Source organism: Novacetimonas pomaceti (assembly GCF_003207955.1).
GTDB classification, from domain to species: Bacteria; Pseudomonadota; Alphaproteobacteria; order Acetobacterales; family Acetobacteraceae; genus Novacetimonas; species Novacetimonas pomaceti.
The window spans coordinates 17,118-33,386 of record NZ_NOXG01000004.1 but is presented as its reverse complement, the minus strand read 5'-3'; the positions used below and the strand labels follow the sequence as shown (position 1 = coordinate 33,386).

Sequence of the window (16,269 nt, the reverse complement as noted above, 5' to 3'; positions counted from 1 at the left end):
CCCGTGGCGTGACGCAGCGCCCCCTGGACAAAGGAGAACGCGGGCCGCAGCGGCGGACCTTCCTGCAGGCCGGCCTGTATGCGGCGGCGACCAGTCTTGCGGGCCGGGCGGTTCGTGCGGCCGAGCCCCCGCACGATGTCACCTTTGTCGAGGATTTCGACGAACTGTGGTCAACGCTGGCGCAACGTTACTGCTTCTTTTCCGACAAGCAGACGGACTGGAACCGGGTGCGCGCGCTGTACCGCCCGATGGCGGTGCGCGCGGCTTCCACCGATGACTTTGCCGACATCGTGCGGCGGGTTCTGGCGGAACTGTACGACGCGCATACCCACCTGTCGCAACCATCGGACGGAATGCCGCGCTGGCCGCTTTATGACCTTATGGCAAGCAGGCAGGCCGACAGGATCAGGATCGAGGCCGTGGCGGAAGACAGCGCCGCCTCCGCCGCCGGGCTGCGCGCCGGGGACGTGATCGCGGCGATCGATGGCCGCCCCGCCGGGCAGGTCATGCGCGACCTGATGCCCCGATGCCTGCGCGGCCCCGACAGGAACGCGGATACATATGTCGCCAATGTCGCGGTGGCCGGACGGGTGGGTCTGGGCCGCACGCTGCTGCTTGAACGACAGGGGGAGGAACCACGGCCGGTCAGCCTGCCGGTCAGGAAAACGGCCGCAAGGCCCGACGTGGAATGGCGGCGTCTTGCGGGCAATATCGGCTATATCGCCATTCGCGGTTTTGGCGATGAAAAGGTCGTGCGGGATTTCGATGACGCGCTGATGGCGCTGCGCGATACCGGCGGGCTGGTGATCGATGTGCGATATGACGGGGGCGGCGATACGGCGATCGCCCGGCCGATCATGGGCCGTTTCATCGACACGCCGAAACCCTATGCGATGATGCGACGCCGCGACGGCAGCCACCTTGGCCCGTCATGGACGGAAACCGTCGAACCAAGGGGGCCATTCACCTACAGCCGCCCAATCATTGTCCTGACAAACCACTGGAGCGCCAGCATGGCGGAGGGTTTTCCCATGGGCATGCGCGATATCGGCCGGGCAGTGGTGGTGGGCACCCCCATGATGGGGCTGGGGGCTGCGGTGTTTCCCATATGCCTCGACCGCACGGGGATACAGGCCCAGTATTCGGCGGAACCGGTTTACGATACGACGGGGCGGCCGCGATGGAAGATGCAGCCCGACATCTGCGTGCCCGAAGGCGGGGATATCCTGGACGCGGGCCTGCGGGCGCTTCACGCATCGCAAGGGAATGTCCCAAGCAATCCGCTGAATGAAAAGTTATAAAAGTTTTTGGGTGTCGCCTTTTTTCAAAAAGGCGGCGTCTTTCGAAGCTTTTTGAAAAAAGCTTCACCAAAAACTTCTTCACTTTTTACAGGATATCTTACGGGCGACAAAAAGAAGGGGGCGCAAGGCCCCCTCCCGTCATGATGGTGTCTGCAATTACTGGTTTTCGGGCGGGCGGGCATTGGCGTTCGCCACGCGGCGTCCCCACGAAATCAGGTCGCTGGTGCAGTCGTCGCGGTCGATGACACATTCGATCAGGGTCGGGCCTTCGCGGTTGGCCAGTCCCTTCCTGATCGCCTGTTCCAGTTCCCCGCCCGTGGTCGCCTTAAAGCCGAGGCCCTTGCCGTCCTCCGCGTTGAAGACCTCCATCAGGCCGGCATAATCCCAGTTCTTGATGTTGTTGTACGGGCCATCATGAATCTGCACCTCGATGGTGTAGCCACGGTTGTTGACCAGGAAGATCAGCACAGGCAGCTTCAGCCGCACCATCTGCGCCACTTCCTGCGCCGTCAGCTGGAACGACCCGTCACCCACCATCAGGACAATGCGGCGTTCCGGTTCCGCCACGGCATAACCAAAGGTGGCGGGCACCGACCATCCGATATGGCCCCACTGCATCTCCAGCTCCACGCGCGCGCCATGCGGCAGCTTCATCTGGATGGCGTTGAACCAGGAATCCCCCGTCTCCGCGATCAGGCTGGTCTGCGGCGTCAGCACGCCACCGATCTGGCGCGCCATTTCCGCGCGCACCAGCGGCGCGGAAGGATCGGCCGCCGCGACCGGGGCCGCTGGCTTGTGGATGCGGTGGAATTCCGTGATCGTCGTGTCCTTTTTCGGACGCGTCCCCCACGCCTTCGTCACGCCATCGAGCACATCGCGCAGGTGGATGTCGTCAAAGGCCACGCCCTCGACCGCGAGATGCCGCCCATCGGCCACCACGACGTTTTCGCCACGCGGCCACGCCGTCCAGCCCACGGTGGAATAATCGTTGAAAACCGGGGCCAGCGCGATGATGCCATCCGACCAGTCGAAGATCTGCCGCACGCCGGGGCTGCTGACATCGCCCCAGAAGGTGCCGACATAACCGGGATGGTCCTCGGGGAAGAAGCTCTTGGCCGCCGCCATGGTCGCAACCGCGCAGCCCAGCGCGTCCGCCAGCCTGATGGCTGCGTCCTCCGCCCCGGCGGCGCGCAGGCGGCTGCCGATCAGCAGGACCGGCTTCTTGCGGCTGTCGATGAAGCGGGTCAGGGATTCCACCGCCTGCGCCAGGCTCGCCGCATCCGACGGCACCTCCGCCAGCACGGCGCTCGCCGGGCCGGGACGGGCGCAGGGGGCGGCAGACACATTGCACGCGATTTCGATATAGGCGGGCTTCTTTTCACGCAGCGCGGTGCGGATCGCATGGTCGATCAGCGCCGGGGCCTCGGTCGCGGACGTGATGGAGACGGCGGCACAGGTCAGGCGCTTCGCGATTTCCAGCTGGTAGGAATAATCCGGCGTGCCGATCGTGTGGTGCAGGATATGCCCGCTGCCGATATCGTTGGAATTGGGCGCGCCCGAAATCAGGATGACCGGCAGATTTTCGGCATAGGCCCCGCCAATGGCGTTGAGCGCCGACAGCGCGCCGACGCTGAAGGTCACGACGGCAGCCCCCGCGCCGTTCGCGCGGGCATAGCCTTCGGCGCTGAAGCCGCAGTTGAGTTCGTTGCAGCAATAGACCTGCCGCAGCCCGTCAATTTCCAGAAGCTGGTCCAGCAGGACGAGGTTGTAATCCCCCGCGACCGCGAAGTGATCCTTCAGCCCGATCTGGGCAAGGCGGTCGCCAAGGTAATGTCCGACAGTATAGGCCATGTTCGTGTCCCTCCGTTTCTTGTCGCGGATGGCCACATGATGGGTCATGCGACCAACTGGGAAAATGTTTCAGCGCAAACCATTACCAGAAATAATCAAAGTTTTTGGTGAAGCTTTTTGCAAAAAGCTTCAGACAGCACCGCCCTTTTGAAAAAAGGCGGCACCCGAAAACTTCCTTTCTGCTTCCTTCCCGGACAGGTTTTTCGAAACACTCCCCCAATATTACCGCTGTTGACGAACCTCTGGCCCGGCAGGGCGCTAGACGCTTTCGGCGACCCAGTTCCTGCGCTTGGTCGCCTGCCCGATGCCGGGATTGAAACAGTTGCACGGGTCAAGCTGCTGGTAATGCGCGCGCACGTCGTCGGGCGCGGCATACAGATGACCGAAATTATGTTCCGCCGGATAGCGCGCGCCGCGACGGTCCAGCAGCGGCAGCATGCGATGTTCGAGGTCCATGCAGTCGTTGCCTTTGCGGACCACGTAATCCTGATGCATCACGTGGCACAGGAAATGCCCGTAATACAGCTTCACGATGATTTCGCGGTTGATGTCGTCAGGCAGCACCTCGAACCATTCGCGGTCGTTGCGGCGCAGCGCGACGTCGAGCGCGACGATATCCTCGGTCGTGCGGGGATGGACCGCGCGGTACCGTACCGCCGCCCCCGCCGCGGCAAAGCGGTGCAGGAACGCCTTGGCCCCCTCGTCAGGGGTGCATTCGAAGAACGCGCCCTCATGCTGCGCGAAATGGCTGGTCAGGAAATCCCGTGCTTCCTGCGCGCCCGACGCACTGACCTTGAGCATCAGGTGATGGGCATAGCGGTCGCGGTACTCACGCATGCGGCGCGGCAGGTGGTTGGGGAAAAAGTGGCTCAGGAACTGCATGAACCGGTCGGTAAAGTGCGACGGCATGAAGCCCATCCGGTCAAACAGGCGGTCGAACCTGTTCTTCATCGCAAACAGCGCGGGCAGGCGGCGCGTGCCGAGCATGCGGATGACGATGAAGGTGTCCTTGCCGTATTTTTCCGCGATGTTGAACGCATCGCGATGCAGGTATTCCCCCGCGATCGGCAGTTCGGAAAACGAGCCCAGCACATGGCGGCGCACGTCCTCCAGCACGTCGGTCTGGTTCGTCCCGATATAAAAGACGACGGGATTCTTTTCCGCCTCGAACGTGTCAAGGCGCACGGCGAACAGGCCCAGATGCCCCGCACAGCCCGACCCTTCGTGCAGGCGGCGCAGGTCGGCATTGTACCGCGCGGGCGTGTCGGCGTCGATGTCGCGCACATGGCGGGCGTAATCGTCATCATGCCCGCGCCCGGCGTTCCAGTTGATGCTGGCATCGGGGAATTCGCCCCGTTCGGCCCGCGCAAGGATGTCCTCGGGGTCGGTGCCGAGATCGATGCCCAGGTGATTGACCAGATGCAGTTCCCCCGCCGCGTCAACCTGCGCGAACAGGGCCATGTCGGTATAGGCCGGGCCACGACGCACCAGCGCGCCGCCGGAATTGTTGCTGACCCCGCCAAAGACGGATGCCCCGATACAGGACGAACCGATGACGGAATGCGGTTCCCGCCCCAGCGGCTGGAGCATCCCTTCCAGCTGGTCAAGGGTCGCGCCGGGCAGGCAGACGACCTGCTTTCCCCCGCCGATCAGGTGGATGGTGCGCATGCGCATGCTGTTGACGATGACGACATCGCGGTCATACGTGTCGCCATCGGGGGTCGAACCACCCGTCAGGCCGGTATTGGCGGCCTGCATGATGACGATCACGTTGGCCTTTACGCAGGCCTGAAGCACGCGCCACTGTTCCACGAGGGAACCGGGACGCACCACCGCAAGGGCCCGCCCCTGGCCAAAGCGGAACCCCCGGCGATAGGGCAGCGTCGCCCCCGCGTCGGTCAGGACATGCCCGTCGCCCACGATCGAACGGAACGTATCGATCAGCTGGCTTGCGGGTGCGGATGTATCATGTGCCATCTTCAGCATTCTTTTTTAAATTTCCCTGTCATATCCCTGCATCATGCCCACGGCCCGGCGGGGCCGGATGCGCGCGCCGGACACGCCATGCAGTGTGCCACGTCCGGCGCGGGTCCAGACAGGTATAAAATGCCGATGTTCCATGTGCCGACATCGGCATCAGACAATGACGCCAGCGCGCGGCGTCACGCGGCGGCCGATGTTTCGCCCAGTCGCGCCAGCGGTTCCATCAGCAGGTGGTTGTGCGAATAATCGACCGGGATGGAGATGACGACCGGCCCTTCGGCCTCCATGCCCGCGCGCAGCGCGCCCGCGATTTCATCGGCGGAGCGCACGGCGATTCCCTGCGCGCCGCACGAACGCGCGAACATCGCAAAGTCGATCGGCCCGAAATCAACGCCCGAACCACGGCCGTACTTCTTGCGCTCCTGCATTTCGACCATGTTATACTGCTGATCGACCCAGACGAGGTGGACAAGGTTGCATTTCAGGCGCACCGCCGTTTCCAGCTCCATGCACGACATCATGAACCCGCCATCGCCAGAGACGGAAATGACCTTCTGCGCCGGGTTGAGCAGGCTGGCGGCGATCGCCCACGGCAGGCCGACGCCCATCGTCTGCTGGCCGTTGCTGATCAGCATCTGGCGCGCGCGGAACGACAGCAGGTAACGCGCCAGCCAGATATGGAACGTCCCCATGTCAAGGCACATCGTGACGTCGGGGGTCACGACCTTTTCCAGTTCGCGCACGATCTGCAGCGGATGGACCGCCGTGTTGCTGGTGCTGCGTGCCTCAAGCAGGTCGTTGCGGCGCTTGGCATGGTAATCGCCAAGGATTTCCTCAAGCGAGGTGGCGCGCGCCAGCCGGCCCAGCCTTGCCGCCAGGGCATCGACGCTGGCGGCGATATTGCCGATCAGTTCAACGGTCGGGGCATAGTGGGCATCAAGTTCGGCGGCCACCACGTCGACATGGATGATGCGGCGCGCGTCATCGACATTCCACAGCCACGGGTCATATTCGATCGGGTTGTAGCCGATGGAAATGACAAGGTCGGCCTCATGCAGCAGCTGGTCGCCCGGCTGGTTGCGGAACAGGCCGACGCGACCGCCGAAACGGTCCGCCAGTTCGTGCGACACCGCGCCCGCCGCCTGATAGGTGCCGATGACCGGAACCCCGGTGCGCGCGATCAGGCCGCGCACGGCCTCCGCCACGTCCGGGCGGCTTGCCAGCAGGCCCAGCAGGATGACGGGACGCTGCGCCTTTTCAATCAGCTTCGCGGCTTCCGCCACGGCTTCCACGCCAGCGGCCCCGGCTTCCGGCAGGGGACGGCCCGCCAGGACCGGCCCGCTGGCGGGCATCGACAGGATGTCCATCGGCGTGCTGACGAAGGCAGCGCCCGGGCGTCCCTTTTCCGCGAAACGGAAGGCGTTGGCGATGACTTCGGACACCGCGTCGGGGGAGGTGACCTCCGCGCTGTATTTGGTGATCGGCTGGAACAGGGCGACGGTGTCCATGCTCTGGTGCGTCAGCTTCAGCCGGTCCGCCAGCTTTACCGCGCCGCCGATCGCCAGCACCGGGTCGCCTTCGGAATTGGCGGTGGCAAGGCCGGTCACGAAGTTGGAGGCGCCCGGCCCCGACGTCGCGATGGCAACCCCCGCCCGCCCCGTCATGCGACCGATGCCGCCGGCGATGAAGGCCGCGTTCTGTTCATGCCGCGTCACGACCGTTTCAATGGGCGAATCCACCAGCGCGTCAAACAGGCGATCGACCTTGGCGCCGGGAATGCCGAAGACATGGGTCACGCCATGTTCGACCAGGTTGCGTACAATCATCTCGGCCCCGCACTGCGTGGCGGCCGATCCTGCCTTGTCTGTCATATGACCGTTGTTCCTGGAACGGATGCGCCCGCCATACATGGGCAGGGCGCGAAATTCGAAAAAAATACAGTAAAAAGGAAACCGTTATTCCCGTTTTACCCGCCTTCTGCCACGCGAATGGCTTCATGGATGTTTTCGGGCGACAGGTTCGCCTTTGCGAACTGTTCCGTGCGCGGAAGCTGGATTTCCACATCGGAAATCACCCCGACCTCCAGCCGGCCCTGACGGACGCGGTAATCGGTCACATGGCCGCCGCGCCTGCCGTCCTCGGTCAGGAAATGCAGGTGATAGCCCGCGACATTGACACCCTGCATGTAAGGTGGTGTGCGGAAGCCCAGCATCGTGCCCGTCGCGGTGCCAAGCTGCATCGTCGGCTGGCGGCTGACGACGTCGAGCATGGGGGGATAGGGGCGGCACTGGCAGAAGACCGTGCGCGTTTCCACGCGATCGAAGATGCCGGTGAAACGCACGGCGGCGAACAGGTTGGGATTGTCCACCAGGCGGTTGACGATCTCCTCGAAGCCTTCCTTGTCGCACGGCGTGTCGATCACGCATTCCTTTTCCGGCTGGAAGAAGGTCACGCACGCGAATGGCGTCTTGAGCGAACCCGGAACGCGTCCGGCCTGTCCATCGGCGCGGAACTGGTGGACCACGCTGTCATTGACGATCATCTCGCCATCGAGGGCGTTGAAGGTCCCCAGCCCGAAATTGCCATGCACCAGCAGTTCGTCGAGCGTGGTTTCCCCGTCATAGACGGCGTCAAGCAGCGCCGCCATGGTGGAGGTCTGGTACAGCCTGTTGCGACGGGGCCCGAGATCCGCCGCGCCGCCCAGCGCGCCGGACCGGGAATCGATGTCACCGACCGATTGGCATCTGAATTTCAAACCATCTCTCCCGCATCAGTTCACGGCGTCCCGCCTGCGGGTCGGGAGCCGGATAATTCCGTATGTGCGCAGATGGTGAGGCAGCCTGATCCAATCGTCCAATATATATTTACAGCGTTTTCCATATATAAAAAATATGGACCTACCTCCCCGCTTTCCCCATCGTCGCCTGCGCCGGGACACGGGCCGGGATCCCGTGCCCGGTAAAGGCAAAATATTCGCGGAAATACTCGCAAGGCGAATACACGGGCATGAAATATTCCCCAAAGGTCCCATCCGGCATGCCGGAACCGTGCCGACATGCCGCCTTGCCCGATGGCGACGCGCCCGTCATTGTGGGGGCATTATTGAGGTTGGGAATGAGTATCCAATGATGAAATCACTTCGTAGCGCCGCCCTGACGCTGTGCACCCTGACGGGCGCGCTTGCGTCCGTGCCTGCCATGGCGGCACCGGCACCGGCCGCCGCCCCCGAGGCGCCCTCGTCCTATGCCATCAGCGATTTCGCCGGCCCGTGGTCGTCGCTGGGCATCGAGCCGCTGACGATCACGGCGCAGAACAAGGAAACCGGCGCGGCGGCACGGCTGGGCCTGAAACTGTCGCCCCCGCTGGAAAAGGTGACGGGACTGGCGGGGCGCACCATCGTGCTGAAGCAGGAAAACGGCACGACGCTGACCTCGCTCGACGACAATCCGCAGACGACCTTCACCCTCGTCTCCCAGAACAGCGCGGTCCTCAAGATGAAGGGCAAGAAGCCCGGACAGGTGCTGAACCTGCCGCTGAGCCGCGCGGACTGACCCGCCGCCCGCATCATGGATGAAAAAAACCCCGGCCCTGCATCCGCAGGCCGGGGTTTTTCGTCTCCCCCGCGCGAAACCGGCGACAGGCCGCCACGGGAGGAAACAGTCAGGCGATCCGCGCCTGAACGGCGGCGTTTTGCGACGGCCTATTCCGGGGTCATGCCCAGCAGGCCACGCAGCTTGCTGCGCAGTTCGTTTTCGCGCGGCACGCTCAGCGCCTCGCGCAGGCGCAGCATCTGGCGGCGGGAGGCATAAAGCTGATCGAGCAGCGACAGCACGATCGGCACGCCTTCCTCGTTCACGCCGAAATCATGGCGCAGCTCGCGGATCAGGATGGCACGGGCCTCGTCAATTTCGCGGAACAGGTAATGTCCCCGCACCCCTTCGGGTCGCAGCCATTCGCTGTCGATCCAGTGCTGGATTTCGTCGGGCGGGACATTGCCGACCCGCACGCACAGGGTCTCGAACGTGATCATGACGCACCGCCCCCGCTCTTGCCATCCTTCGCCCCGGGCGGGGTCCACGATTTGAGGAAGTCCTCGAACGCCTCGTCCGTCTTGCCGATGGTCACCTGCAGTTTGACATACAGGTTGCCGGCTTCCTGTCCGCCATGCGCCTTGACCCCGCGACCACGCAGGCGCAGCACGCTGCCGGTGTCGGAATGGGCGGGCACGTTCATCTTGACCGGGCCGGCAGGGGTGGGAACCGTGATGCTGCCGCCCAGCACCGCCGTCTTTACGTCAATCGGCAGGGTGGAGCGGATATCGTTGCCATCGCGGATGTAATTCGGGTCCGGCGCGACGGAGATGGAAATCAGCGCGTCGCCCGCAGGGCCGCCCTGATATCCCTCGTCCCCCTTGCCACGCAGGCGCAGCACCTGTCCGTCCTCGATCCCCGGCGGGATCTTCACATCCAGCGTCCCGCCGCCCGGCAGGGTCACGCGCGACGTGCCGCCATTGACGGAATCAAGGAAGCTGACGGTCAGGGAGTACTGGCGGTCCTCCCCCTTCATCGGGCCCTGCGGACGGCGGCGGAAACCGCCGCGCTGCCCGAACATGCCGCCGAAGATGTCGCCAAGGTCATCCTCGGAAAACTGGCCGCCACCATAGAAATGACCCTGCGCGCCCTCCGCATGGCCGCGATAGCCGCCACCGCCGCCGGGGAAGCCGCGTTCCTGCCCCTCCGCGTCGATTTCGCCACGGTCGAAGCGCGCGCGCTGTTCCGGGTCGGACAGCAGCGCATGCGCGGCCCCCACCGCCTTGAAACTCTCTTCCGCGGCCTTGTCGCCGGGATTGAGGTCAGGGTGATGCTTCTTGGCCAGCTTGCGGTAGGCCTTGCGGATTTCATCCTGGCTGGCGGTGCGCGCCACGCCAAGTACGTCATATGGATCTTTACTCACGGCTGGGTGTCATTCCTCCGGGTCGGGCCGAACATGGCAATTCCGGACCGCGCGACAGGCGGACCCCGCCGTGCCTGCCAGACGGTCATTCATTATCTGATAATGGGAAGCCCATGCCCCCCGGTCAATGAAGGACGCGGGCAAAACCGCGCGCGACCGGCGCAGGATACTGACGGGTGCATATCAGGTAGATGAAAATAACATTCCACCTCCGGATGAAAATAAATCTTTTGTGGTTTTACTTCGCGCCGGTATTATTTTATTTTCGGGCGAAAAATAGCAATATAAAAGATATGCCTCCGATATGCATGTTGTCTTCCTTACGCTGGCGTTACTGACGGTTAGTGGCATCAGCAGCCTGATTTCACGTATTGGACGCATTCCTGTCCCGCTTCCACTGATCCAGATCGCGATCGGGGCCATCGCGGCGCTTGCGGGGCTGAAAATCGGGTTCGACCCCGACATGTTCCTGCTGCTGTTCATCCCGCCGTTGCTGTATGCCGACGCCTATCGCATGCCGATGCGCGAATTCGGGGAACTGCGCAACGTCATCATCATGCTGGCGCTGGGGCTGGTGGTGTTCACGACGCTGGGGTGCGGGTATTTCATCCACTGGATGATCCCGCCCATCGCGCTGCCGGCCGCGTTCGCGCTGGCGGCCGTGATGTCGCCCACCGACGCCGTGTCCGTCGGCAGCATGATCGAGGGCGGGCGCGCCCCCGCCCGCGTGGTCCACATCCTGCATGGGGAGGCGCTGCTCAACGACGCATCGGGGCTGGTGTGCTTCAAATTCGCGGTGGCCGCCGCGATGACGGGCATCTTCTCCTTCCAGCAGGCACTCGGCAGCTTCATGTTCATGTCGGCGGGCGGCATCATCATGGGGGTGCTGATCGCATGGGCGGCATGCCGGGCGGAACATGTGCTGCTGGTGCGCGGCTATGACGACCCGCCGACGCACATCACGCTGGCGATGATGCTGCCGTTCGCGATCTACCTGATCGCGGACGCGGCGGACTGTTCGGGCATCCTTGCCGCCGTGGCGGGGGGCATGACGGTGAAGTTCACCGGCGTGATGAACGAGGCACGCACCGAAACCCGCCTGAAGGCCACGACCGTATGGGACATGGTCAATTTCACCTTCAACGCGGTCATCTTCCTCCTGCTGGGGCTGCAGTTGCCCGACCTCGTGACCGAAGGCGCGCATATCGCGCGCGCCGGCGGGGTTTCGCCATGGTTCCTGATCCTTGCGATCATCGCCATCCAGCTTGCGATGAGCACGATGCGCTTTATCTGGATCTGGATTTCCATCACCGCGCGGCGTCTGTTCGCGCATGTCCGCCACCGCGAGACGGTCATCCCTTCGGCCCGCACGGTACTGATCATGACGGTGGCGGGCACGCGCGGGGCCATCACGCTGGCGGCGATCCTGTCGCTGCCGATCGCGACCGCGACATCGCCGGGGTTTCCCGGCCGCGACCTGCTGGTGACGCTGGCGGCGGGGGTCATCATCTGCTCCCTCGTGCTCGCCAGCCTTGCGATGCCGCCGCTGATGGCGGGGATGCAGGCTGACGAGGACGACCCCAGCCTGCGTGAACTCGACGCCATGCGCATCGAACTGGCCCAGACGGCGGTGCAGACGCTGCATGCCGAACAGGCGGCGCTGGCGCATCATGAAATCGACCACGACGCGGACGAGGAGACGATCGACCTGAAGCAGGAGGCGATTTCGCGCCTTCTGCATGAATATCAGGACACCCTGAAGCGGCTGGACAATTCCGCCGCAGCGCAGAACGGCATCCGCGCCACGGCCATCCGCGAAAAACGCGCCGAGCTGGCGCTGCGCTTCCACGTCATCCGCCACATGCGCGAACGCCTGCACCTGCGCGTGATGCAGCGCCGCATCAATGACGAGACGGAGGCCACCATCAACCAGGAGCTTGATTTCATCGAACAGGAACTCCAGATCGAGGCTCATTCCCTGCCACGCCAGCAGGCCGAAAACCATTCGCCCGCCGTTGCCACGCACTAGCGCCGCGCCATCATCGCATCGTAATGCACGCGGACAGCGCCGGGCCTGCCACGATGCGCCCGTCGCGCCGACCATGAAGGAGACCCGTCCGATGAAACTCCTGCCCCTGTCCTTGCGCCGCGCCCTTGCGCCCGCGATGCTGGCCGCCGGGCTGCTGCCGGTCGCGGCACCGGTCATGGCGCCGGTCACGGCCCATGCGAAGGATCACAGTTTCCACATCCCGCGCCGGTCCCACGCGCCATCGCCCTATGGCAACGTTTCGGGCTACCAGGTGGCGATGGACAGGAAAAGCCCGGAATACATCAAGGTCGCCCAGGTGTGCGAGACGACCTCCGCCATGGGGATGTATTCCACCGCCAACAGCAACCGGATGTCCATGAACCGCAACGACCACAGCCGTTTCTATGCCCAGTGCATGGTCTCGCACGGGGCATGGCGCTCGTCCTCGCAGACCAGCGGGCGGGACATGGGCGGGGATGACAGCTTCCGCTGATCCCCCCGGGCCTCATGTCCGGTGGCTGTCTGGAAACAGACTGTTGATAAAAGATGAAAGTTTTTGGGTGTCGCCTTTTATTTAAAAGGGCGACGTTCCGTGAAGCTTTTTGCAAAAAGCTTCACCAAAAACTTTCATGATTTCAGGTCTTTGGCGGACCCGTTCATTCAACTCCTACCGTCCGGGAGGGGCCATGAATTCCGGCCCCACCGGATCGCGCACCGTGCGCGTCAGGATCGCGTCGATATCCTTGCGGTCCTGTTCCGTCAGGCTCCAGCCCAGCGCGTCGCGCACGCCCTCGATCTGCTGCGGCTTGCGCGCGCCCCACAGCGCGATCGTCGGTCCCTGGTCCAGAACCCAGCGGATCGCCAGCGCCAGCAGGGATTTGCCGTACCGTTCCCGCGCGAAATCACGCAGCGCATCGACGGCGGCCAGATACTGCGCAAAGCGCGGCGGCTGGAATTTCGGGTCGCTGGCACGCAGGTCGTCACTGCCGAACTTCGTCTCCGGCGTCATGCGTCCCGACAGCAGCCCGCGACACAGCGGACCATAGGCCAGCACCGCCAGGCGGTTCTTGATGGCATAAGGCAGGATGTCGCGCTCGATTTCACGCTCGAACAGGTTGTACGGCGGCTGGATGGCAGAAAGCGGCGCGAATTTCCGGAATTCCTCGATCTGCGGAATGCTGAAGTTACTGACGCCCAGCGCAAGTACCTTGCCCTGCGTCACCAGTTTTTCCAGCGCGCGCGCCGTCTCTTCCATCGGGACGGCCGTATCGGGCCAGTGGACCTGGTACAGGTCGATATGGTCGGTGCGCAGCCGGCGCAGCGAATCCTCGATTTCCTTGTTGATCCGCGCGGCGGACGTGTTGCGGAACGGCTTGTGGTCCTCATGCCAGTCAAGGCCGACCTTCGTTGCGATCGCCACCTTGTCGCGGCGGCCGCCCGACAGGGCCTCGCCCACCACTTCCTCCGAATGGCCGAAGCCATAGACGGGGGCCGTGTCGATCAGGTCGATGCCAACCTCCAGCGCCTCGTGGATCGTGGCGATGGCCTGCCGGTCGTCGGGACCGCCCCACATCCATCCGCCAATGGCCCACGTGCCCAGCGCGATGCGCGCCACCGGCCGCTTCAGCCCCGCGATGGTGATGGTGTCCGACGTTGTCGATGTGCCCGTTGTTGCGGCTGTCATGCGTCGCTCCTTCCTGACAGTGGGCGCGCCACCACCCTCCCGCGCGCCATGATGGCGTCACGGGCGGGGATGGCCGCGCCGTTCATGACAGAATTGGGCCTTTCGCCCATGATCGCAAGGCGGGGGCCCGGCCCGCATGGCTGCCCCACCCCCTTTTCGCGTCGGGCGTCGCGCCGTATGGATGAAGGCGGACGGGCAATGCCCCGCGCCTGCCCTGTCCCGCACCGTCCCGACCGAGGAGAAACCCCGCGTGCTGCGCAAGATCGCTTTCCTGCTGCCTCTCGCAAGCCTTGCGGCATGCGCCCACACCCCACGTTCCCACCCGGCCGGCACGCCGGTCACGCAGTATGCGCAGGGCGCGGGGCCGCTGGCGGTCGATGCGCATGTGCCGGATTTCGCCACACGGAATTTTGAACCCTTCACGCGCCAGAACACCGTGGCCATCGCGCTGCGGGAATGGCGCATGTTCGGACAGCCCGTCAGCGATGACGACCCCGAACAGCGTCCCGAACCCACCATCGCGGCGGTCAAGCCGGAACGGACCGCCGGACTGTGGCAGCGGGTGGGCGAGTACTGGTGGATCGGCCAGGACCCCGGCGAACGCGAAAGCGCATGGACCGGCAAGCATGATGAAAACGGGCATGTCACCGATTTCGTGCATGACGGCACCTATGCCTGGTCGGCGGCGTTCATTTCCTATGTCATGCGGGTCGCGGGGGCGAATGACCGCTTTGCCTATTCCCCCAACCACGCCACCTATATCAACGCCGCCGCCGCGCGGACGGAAAAGGGGGTGCGGGCGCGCAATCCCGTCTCCTACGCGCCGCGCATGGGGGACCTGATCTGCGTGGGACGCGGGGCCAGCAGGGCCGTGCGCTTTGCCAACCTGCCCACGGCGCAGCCCTTTCCCGCGCATTGCGGCCTTGTGGTCGCGATGGATGACAACGCCCCGCCCTTTGGCCATCAGATCAGCATCATCGGCGGCAACGTGGATGACGCGGTCAGCCTGACCCATGTGCCGGTGGACCGGCACGGGCGGCTGGCGACACGGCGCGGCGGCAGCGTTGACCCGCGCTATCCATGGTGCGTGGTGCTTCAGGTGCTGTACGACGACCCCGGCGACCCGGCGAAACGCGAATAACCCACCCCGTTACGCCGCCGGACCGGGGGCGCCGGGCGCCGGGGCGCGGTCCTGCCGGCACGGACGGGGGGACACGCCATGATGGTCTGGCATGAAGATCCGCGCCGGCGCCGGGGGAATGACCCAGCACTGGCTGGCGGTCGCGTCATATTCGACAAGCAGCGTAACGGACGCTTCGGCGCGATCATCCCCCCACAGCCCGCGCGGCAGGGTCAGGATGCCCCTGCTCCACCGCCATGTCCCTTTTTCCGTGCCCTCGTCCGGCCAGAAAAAGGGGGCGAGGCACGGGTCGTCCAGGTCGAGGAGGCGCATCGTCTGGCGCGTCTCCCCCAGGGCGATGCGCCGCACCGCGATCCCCAGCGCGCGCCTGTCGGCCGAAGCGCACCAGTCGGCCGGGACGAACGTGCGCGAGACAAGGCGCACATGCCGCGCCCGCGCGGGAAAGGCAAAGCGCGCGACACCGTCGCGATGTCGCGTCGCCTCGACCCGGTATCCGTCGACCATCGCATGCAGGTCCATGCAGGTGCTGACACGCCAGCCCAGCGTCTGCGCCCGGGTGGCAAGGTGGGCGCGCCGGACCGACACCACCGGGGCGTGCGTCACGATCGGCGGCAGGCCGCCCACCTCCGCCCGCGCGACGCCCACCCCGACCGGCAGGGCGTTGGCCAGCAGGACGGACGGACGGTCCAGCACGATCCCCCAGCATTCGATGAACCCGCCCGACAGGGTGGTCGGCAGGGTCGCCAGGGTCGCGCCATTCGTCAGCAGCTTTGCCGGGACCAGTACCTCGTCATGCCCCGACTGCCCGATCGGCAGGTCCGGCAGCACCAGCATGTCGCGCGCCGGCTGTCCCGGGGCGCAGGCATGGGCGGCGATATGGACCAGATAGGCGCCATCGCGCGCCACCGCCGCGCCATGGGACGGGATGGGGCCGATCCAGCAGATGCGCCGCATCCGCCCCTGCGCCGTCAATACGAAATCACCGGGGGCAAGGGTTTCGACCGGCATGTCGCCGCCGGGCGTGCGCAGCATGGTGCCGGGCATGAATCCCGTCGCCCTGCGGATGATCGGGGCGGGAAACACCGCGTGCGCCACCCTCCCGGCCGCGCCGCCGGATGCTGCGCCACCGGGTGACGCGTCATCGTTCCGGTCGCCGCGCGCGGCCGCCGCGTCGGGACGGCCGGAACGATGACGCGGAACATCCCGGCCCCCACGCGGGGGCGTGTTTTCCATTTCCGGTCCTGTAACTGTCATGAATTTCCCCAGATCCGCGCCGGGAATCCTCGCCGGCTGTCCGCTGGCGCGCCCGACCCGCGCCGCGCATCAT

13 protein-coding genes are annotated in these 16,269 nt (G+C 64.9%); 5 read left to right on the top strand and 8 right to left on the bottom strand.

The window, feature by feature from the left end:
* Nucleotides 1-8 precede the first annotated feature (8 nt).
* A complete protein-coding gene (locus CFR71_RS06140; protein ID WP_239020287.1) occupies nucleotides 9-1,301 on the top strand; it encodes a S41 family peptidase in 1,293 nt (430 codons plus the stop codon).
* Between the two features lie 156 nt (nucleotides 1,302-1,457).
* Here CFR71_RS06140 and CFR71_RS06135 read toward each other — a convergent pair whose 3' ends face one another.
* The 4 genes from CFR71_RS06135 to budA form a co-directional block, all read right to left on the bottom strand.
* Nucleotides 1,458-3,152: an alpha-keto acid decarboxylase family protein gene (locus tag CFR71_RS06135; protein WP_110529044.1), complete on the bottom strand. Its 1,695-nt coding sequence runs from the start codon at nucleotides 3,150-3,152 to the stop codon at nucleotides 1,458-1,460.
* Nucleotides 3,153-3,410: 258 nt separating this feature from the next.
* Nucleotides 3,411-5,138 carry a D-lactate dehydrogenase gene (dld, locus tag CFR71_RS06125; protein WP_110528683.1) on the bottom strand — a complete coding sequence of 576 codons (1,728 nt, stop codon included), beginning with the start codon at nucleotides 5,136-5,138 and terminating at the stop codon, nucleotides 3,411-3,413.
* Nucleotides 5,139-5,314: 176 nt separating this feature from the next.
* A complete protein-coding gene (alsS, locus tag CFR71_RS06120) occupies nucleotides 5,315-7,006 on the bottom strand; it encodes an acetolactate synthase AlsS (protein WP_110529042.1) in 1,692 nt (563 codons plus the stop codon).
* A gap of 95 nt (nucleotides 7,007-7,101) precedes the next feature.
* The gene (budA, locus tag CFR71_RS06115; protein WP_110528680.1) at nucleotides 7,102-7,890 is read right to left on the bottom strand and encodes an acetolactate decarboxylase; all 789 of its coding nucleotides are present in this window, start codon (nucleotides 7,888-7,890) and stop codon (nucleotides 7,102-7,104) included.
* A gap of 370 nt (nucleotides 7,891-8,260) precedes the next feature.
* On the opposite strand from budA, the gene CFR71_RS06105 reads away from it, so the two are divergent.
* Complete coding sequence (locus CFR71_RS06105; protein ID WP_110528674.1) at nucleotides 8,261-8,686, top strand: hypothetical protein; 426 nt, start codon at nucleotides 8,261-8,263, stop codon at nucleotides 8,684-8,686.
* A 149-nt stretch (nucleotides 8,687-8,835) separates the two neighbouring features.
* On the opposite strand, the gene CFR71_RS06100 is transcribed toward CFR71_RS06105, so the two are convergent.
* Nucleotides 8,836-9,165, bottom strand: coding sequence for a chaperone modulator CbpM (locus tag CFR71_RS06100; RefSeq protein WP_110528671.1), 330 nt, complete (start codon nucleotides 9,163-9,165; stop codon nucleotides 8,836-8,838).
* The gene (locus tag CFR71_RS06095; RefSeq protein WP_110528668.1) at nucleotides 9,162-10,088 is read right to left on the bottom strand and encodes a DnaJ C-terminal domain-containing protein; all 927 of its coding nucleotides are present in this window, start codon (nucleotides 10,086-10,088) and stop codon (nucleotides 9,162-9,164) included. The genes CFR71_RS06100 and CFR71_RS06095 overlap by 4 nt, the downstream gene beginning before the upstream one ends.
* A 304-nt stretch (nucleotides 10,089-10,392) precedes the next feature.
* On the opposite strand from CFR71_RS06095, the gene CFR71_RS06090 reads away from it, so the two are divergent.
* Entirely contained in the window at nucleotides 10,393-12,117 is a 1,725-nt protein-coding gene (locus CFR71_RS06090; RefSeq protein WP_110528665.1) for a Na+/H+ antiporter, read from the top strand.
* 91 nt (nucleotides 12,118-12,208) lie between these two features.
* Nucleotides 12,209-12,610, top strand: a complete 402-nt coding sequence (locus tag CFR71_RS06085) for a hypothetical protein (protein WP_110528662.1) — start codon at nucleotides 12,209-12,211, stop codon at nucleotides 12,608-12,610.
* Nucleotides 12,611-12,784: 174 nt separating this feature from the next.
* Here the strand turns inward: CFR71_RS06085 and CFR71_RS06080 are convergent, their stop codons facing one another.
* Nucleotides 12,785-13,801, bottom strand: a complete 1,017-nt coding sequence (locus tag CFR71_RS06080; RefSeq protein WP_110528658.1) for an aldo/keto reductase — start codon at nucleotides 13,799-13,801, stop codon at nucleotides 12,785-12,787.
* Nucleotides 13,802-14,054: 253 nt separating this feature from the next.
* Between CFR71_RS06080 and CFR71_RS06075 the strand changes: the two genes are divergently transcribed.
* Nucleotides 14,055-14,942 carry a DUF2272 domain-containing protein gene (locus CFR71_RS06075; protein ID WP_206057936.1) on the top strand — a complete coding sequence of 296 codons (888 nt, stop codon included), beginning with the start codon at nucleotides 14,055-14,057 and terminating at the stop codon, nucleotides 14,940-14,942.
* 9 nt (nucleotides 14,943-14,951) lie between these two features.
* Here the strand turns inward: CFR71_RS06075 and CFR71_RS06070 are convergent, their stop codons facing one another.
* Complete coding sequence (locus tag CFR71_RS06070; RefSeq protein ID WP_110528655.1) at nucleotides 14,952-16,196, bottom strand: Hint domain-containing protein; 1,245 nt, start codon at nucleotides 16,194-16,196, stop codon at nucleotides 14,952-14,954.
* Nucleotides 16,197-16,269 lie beyond the last annotated feature (73 nt).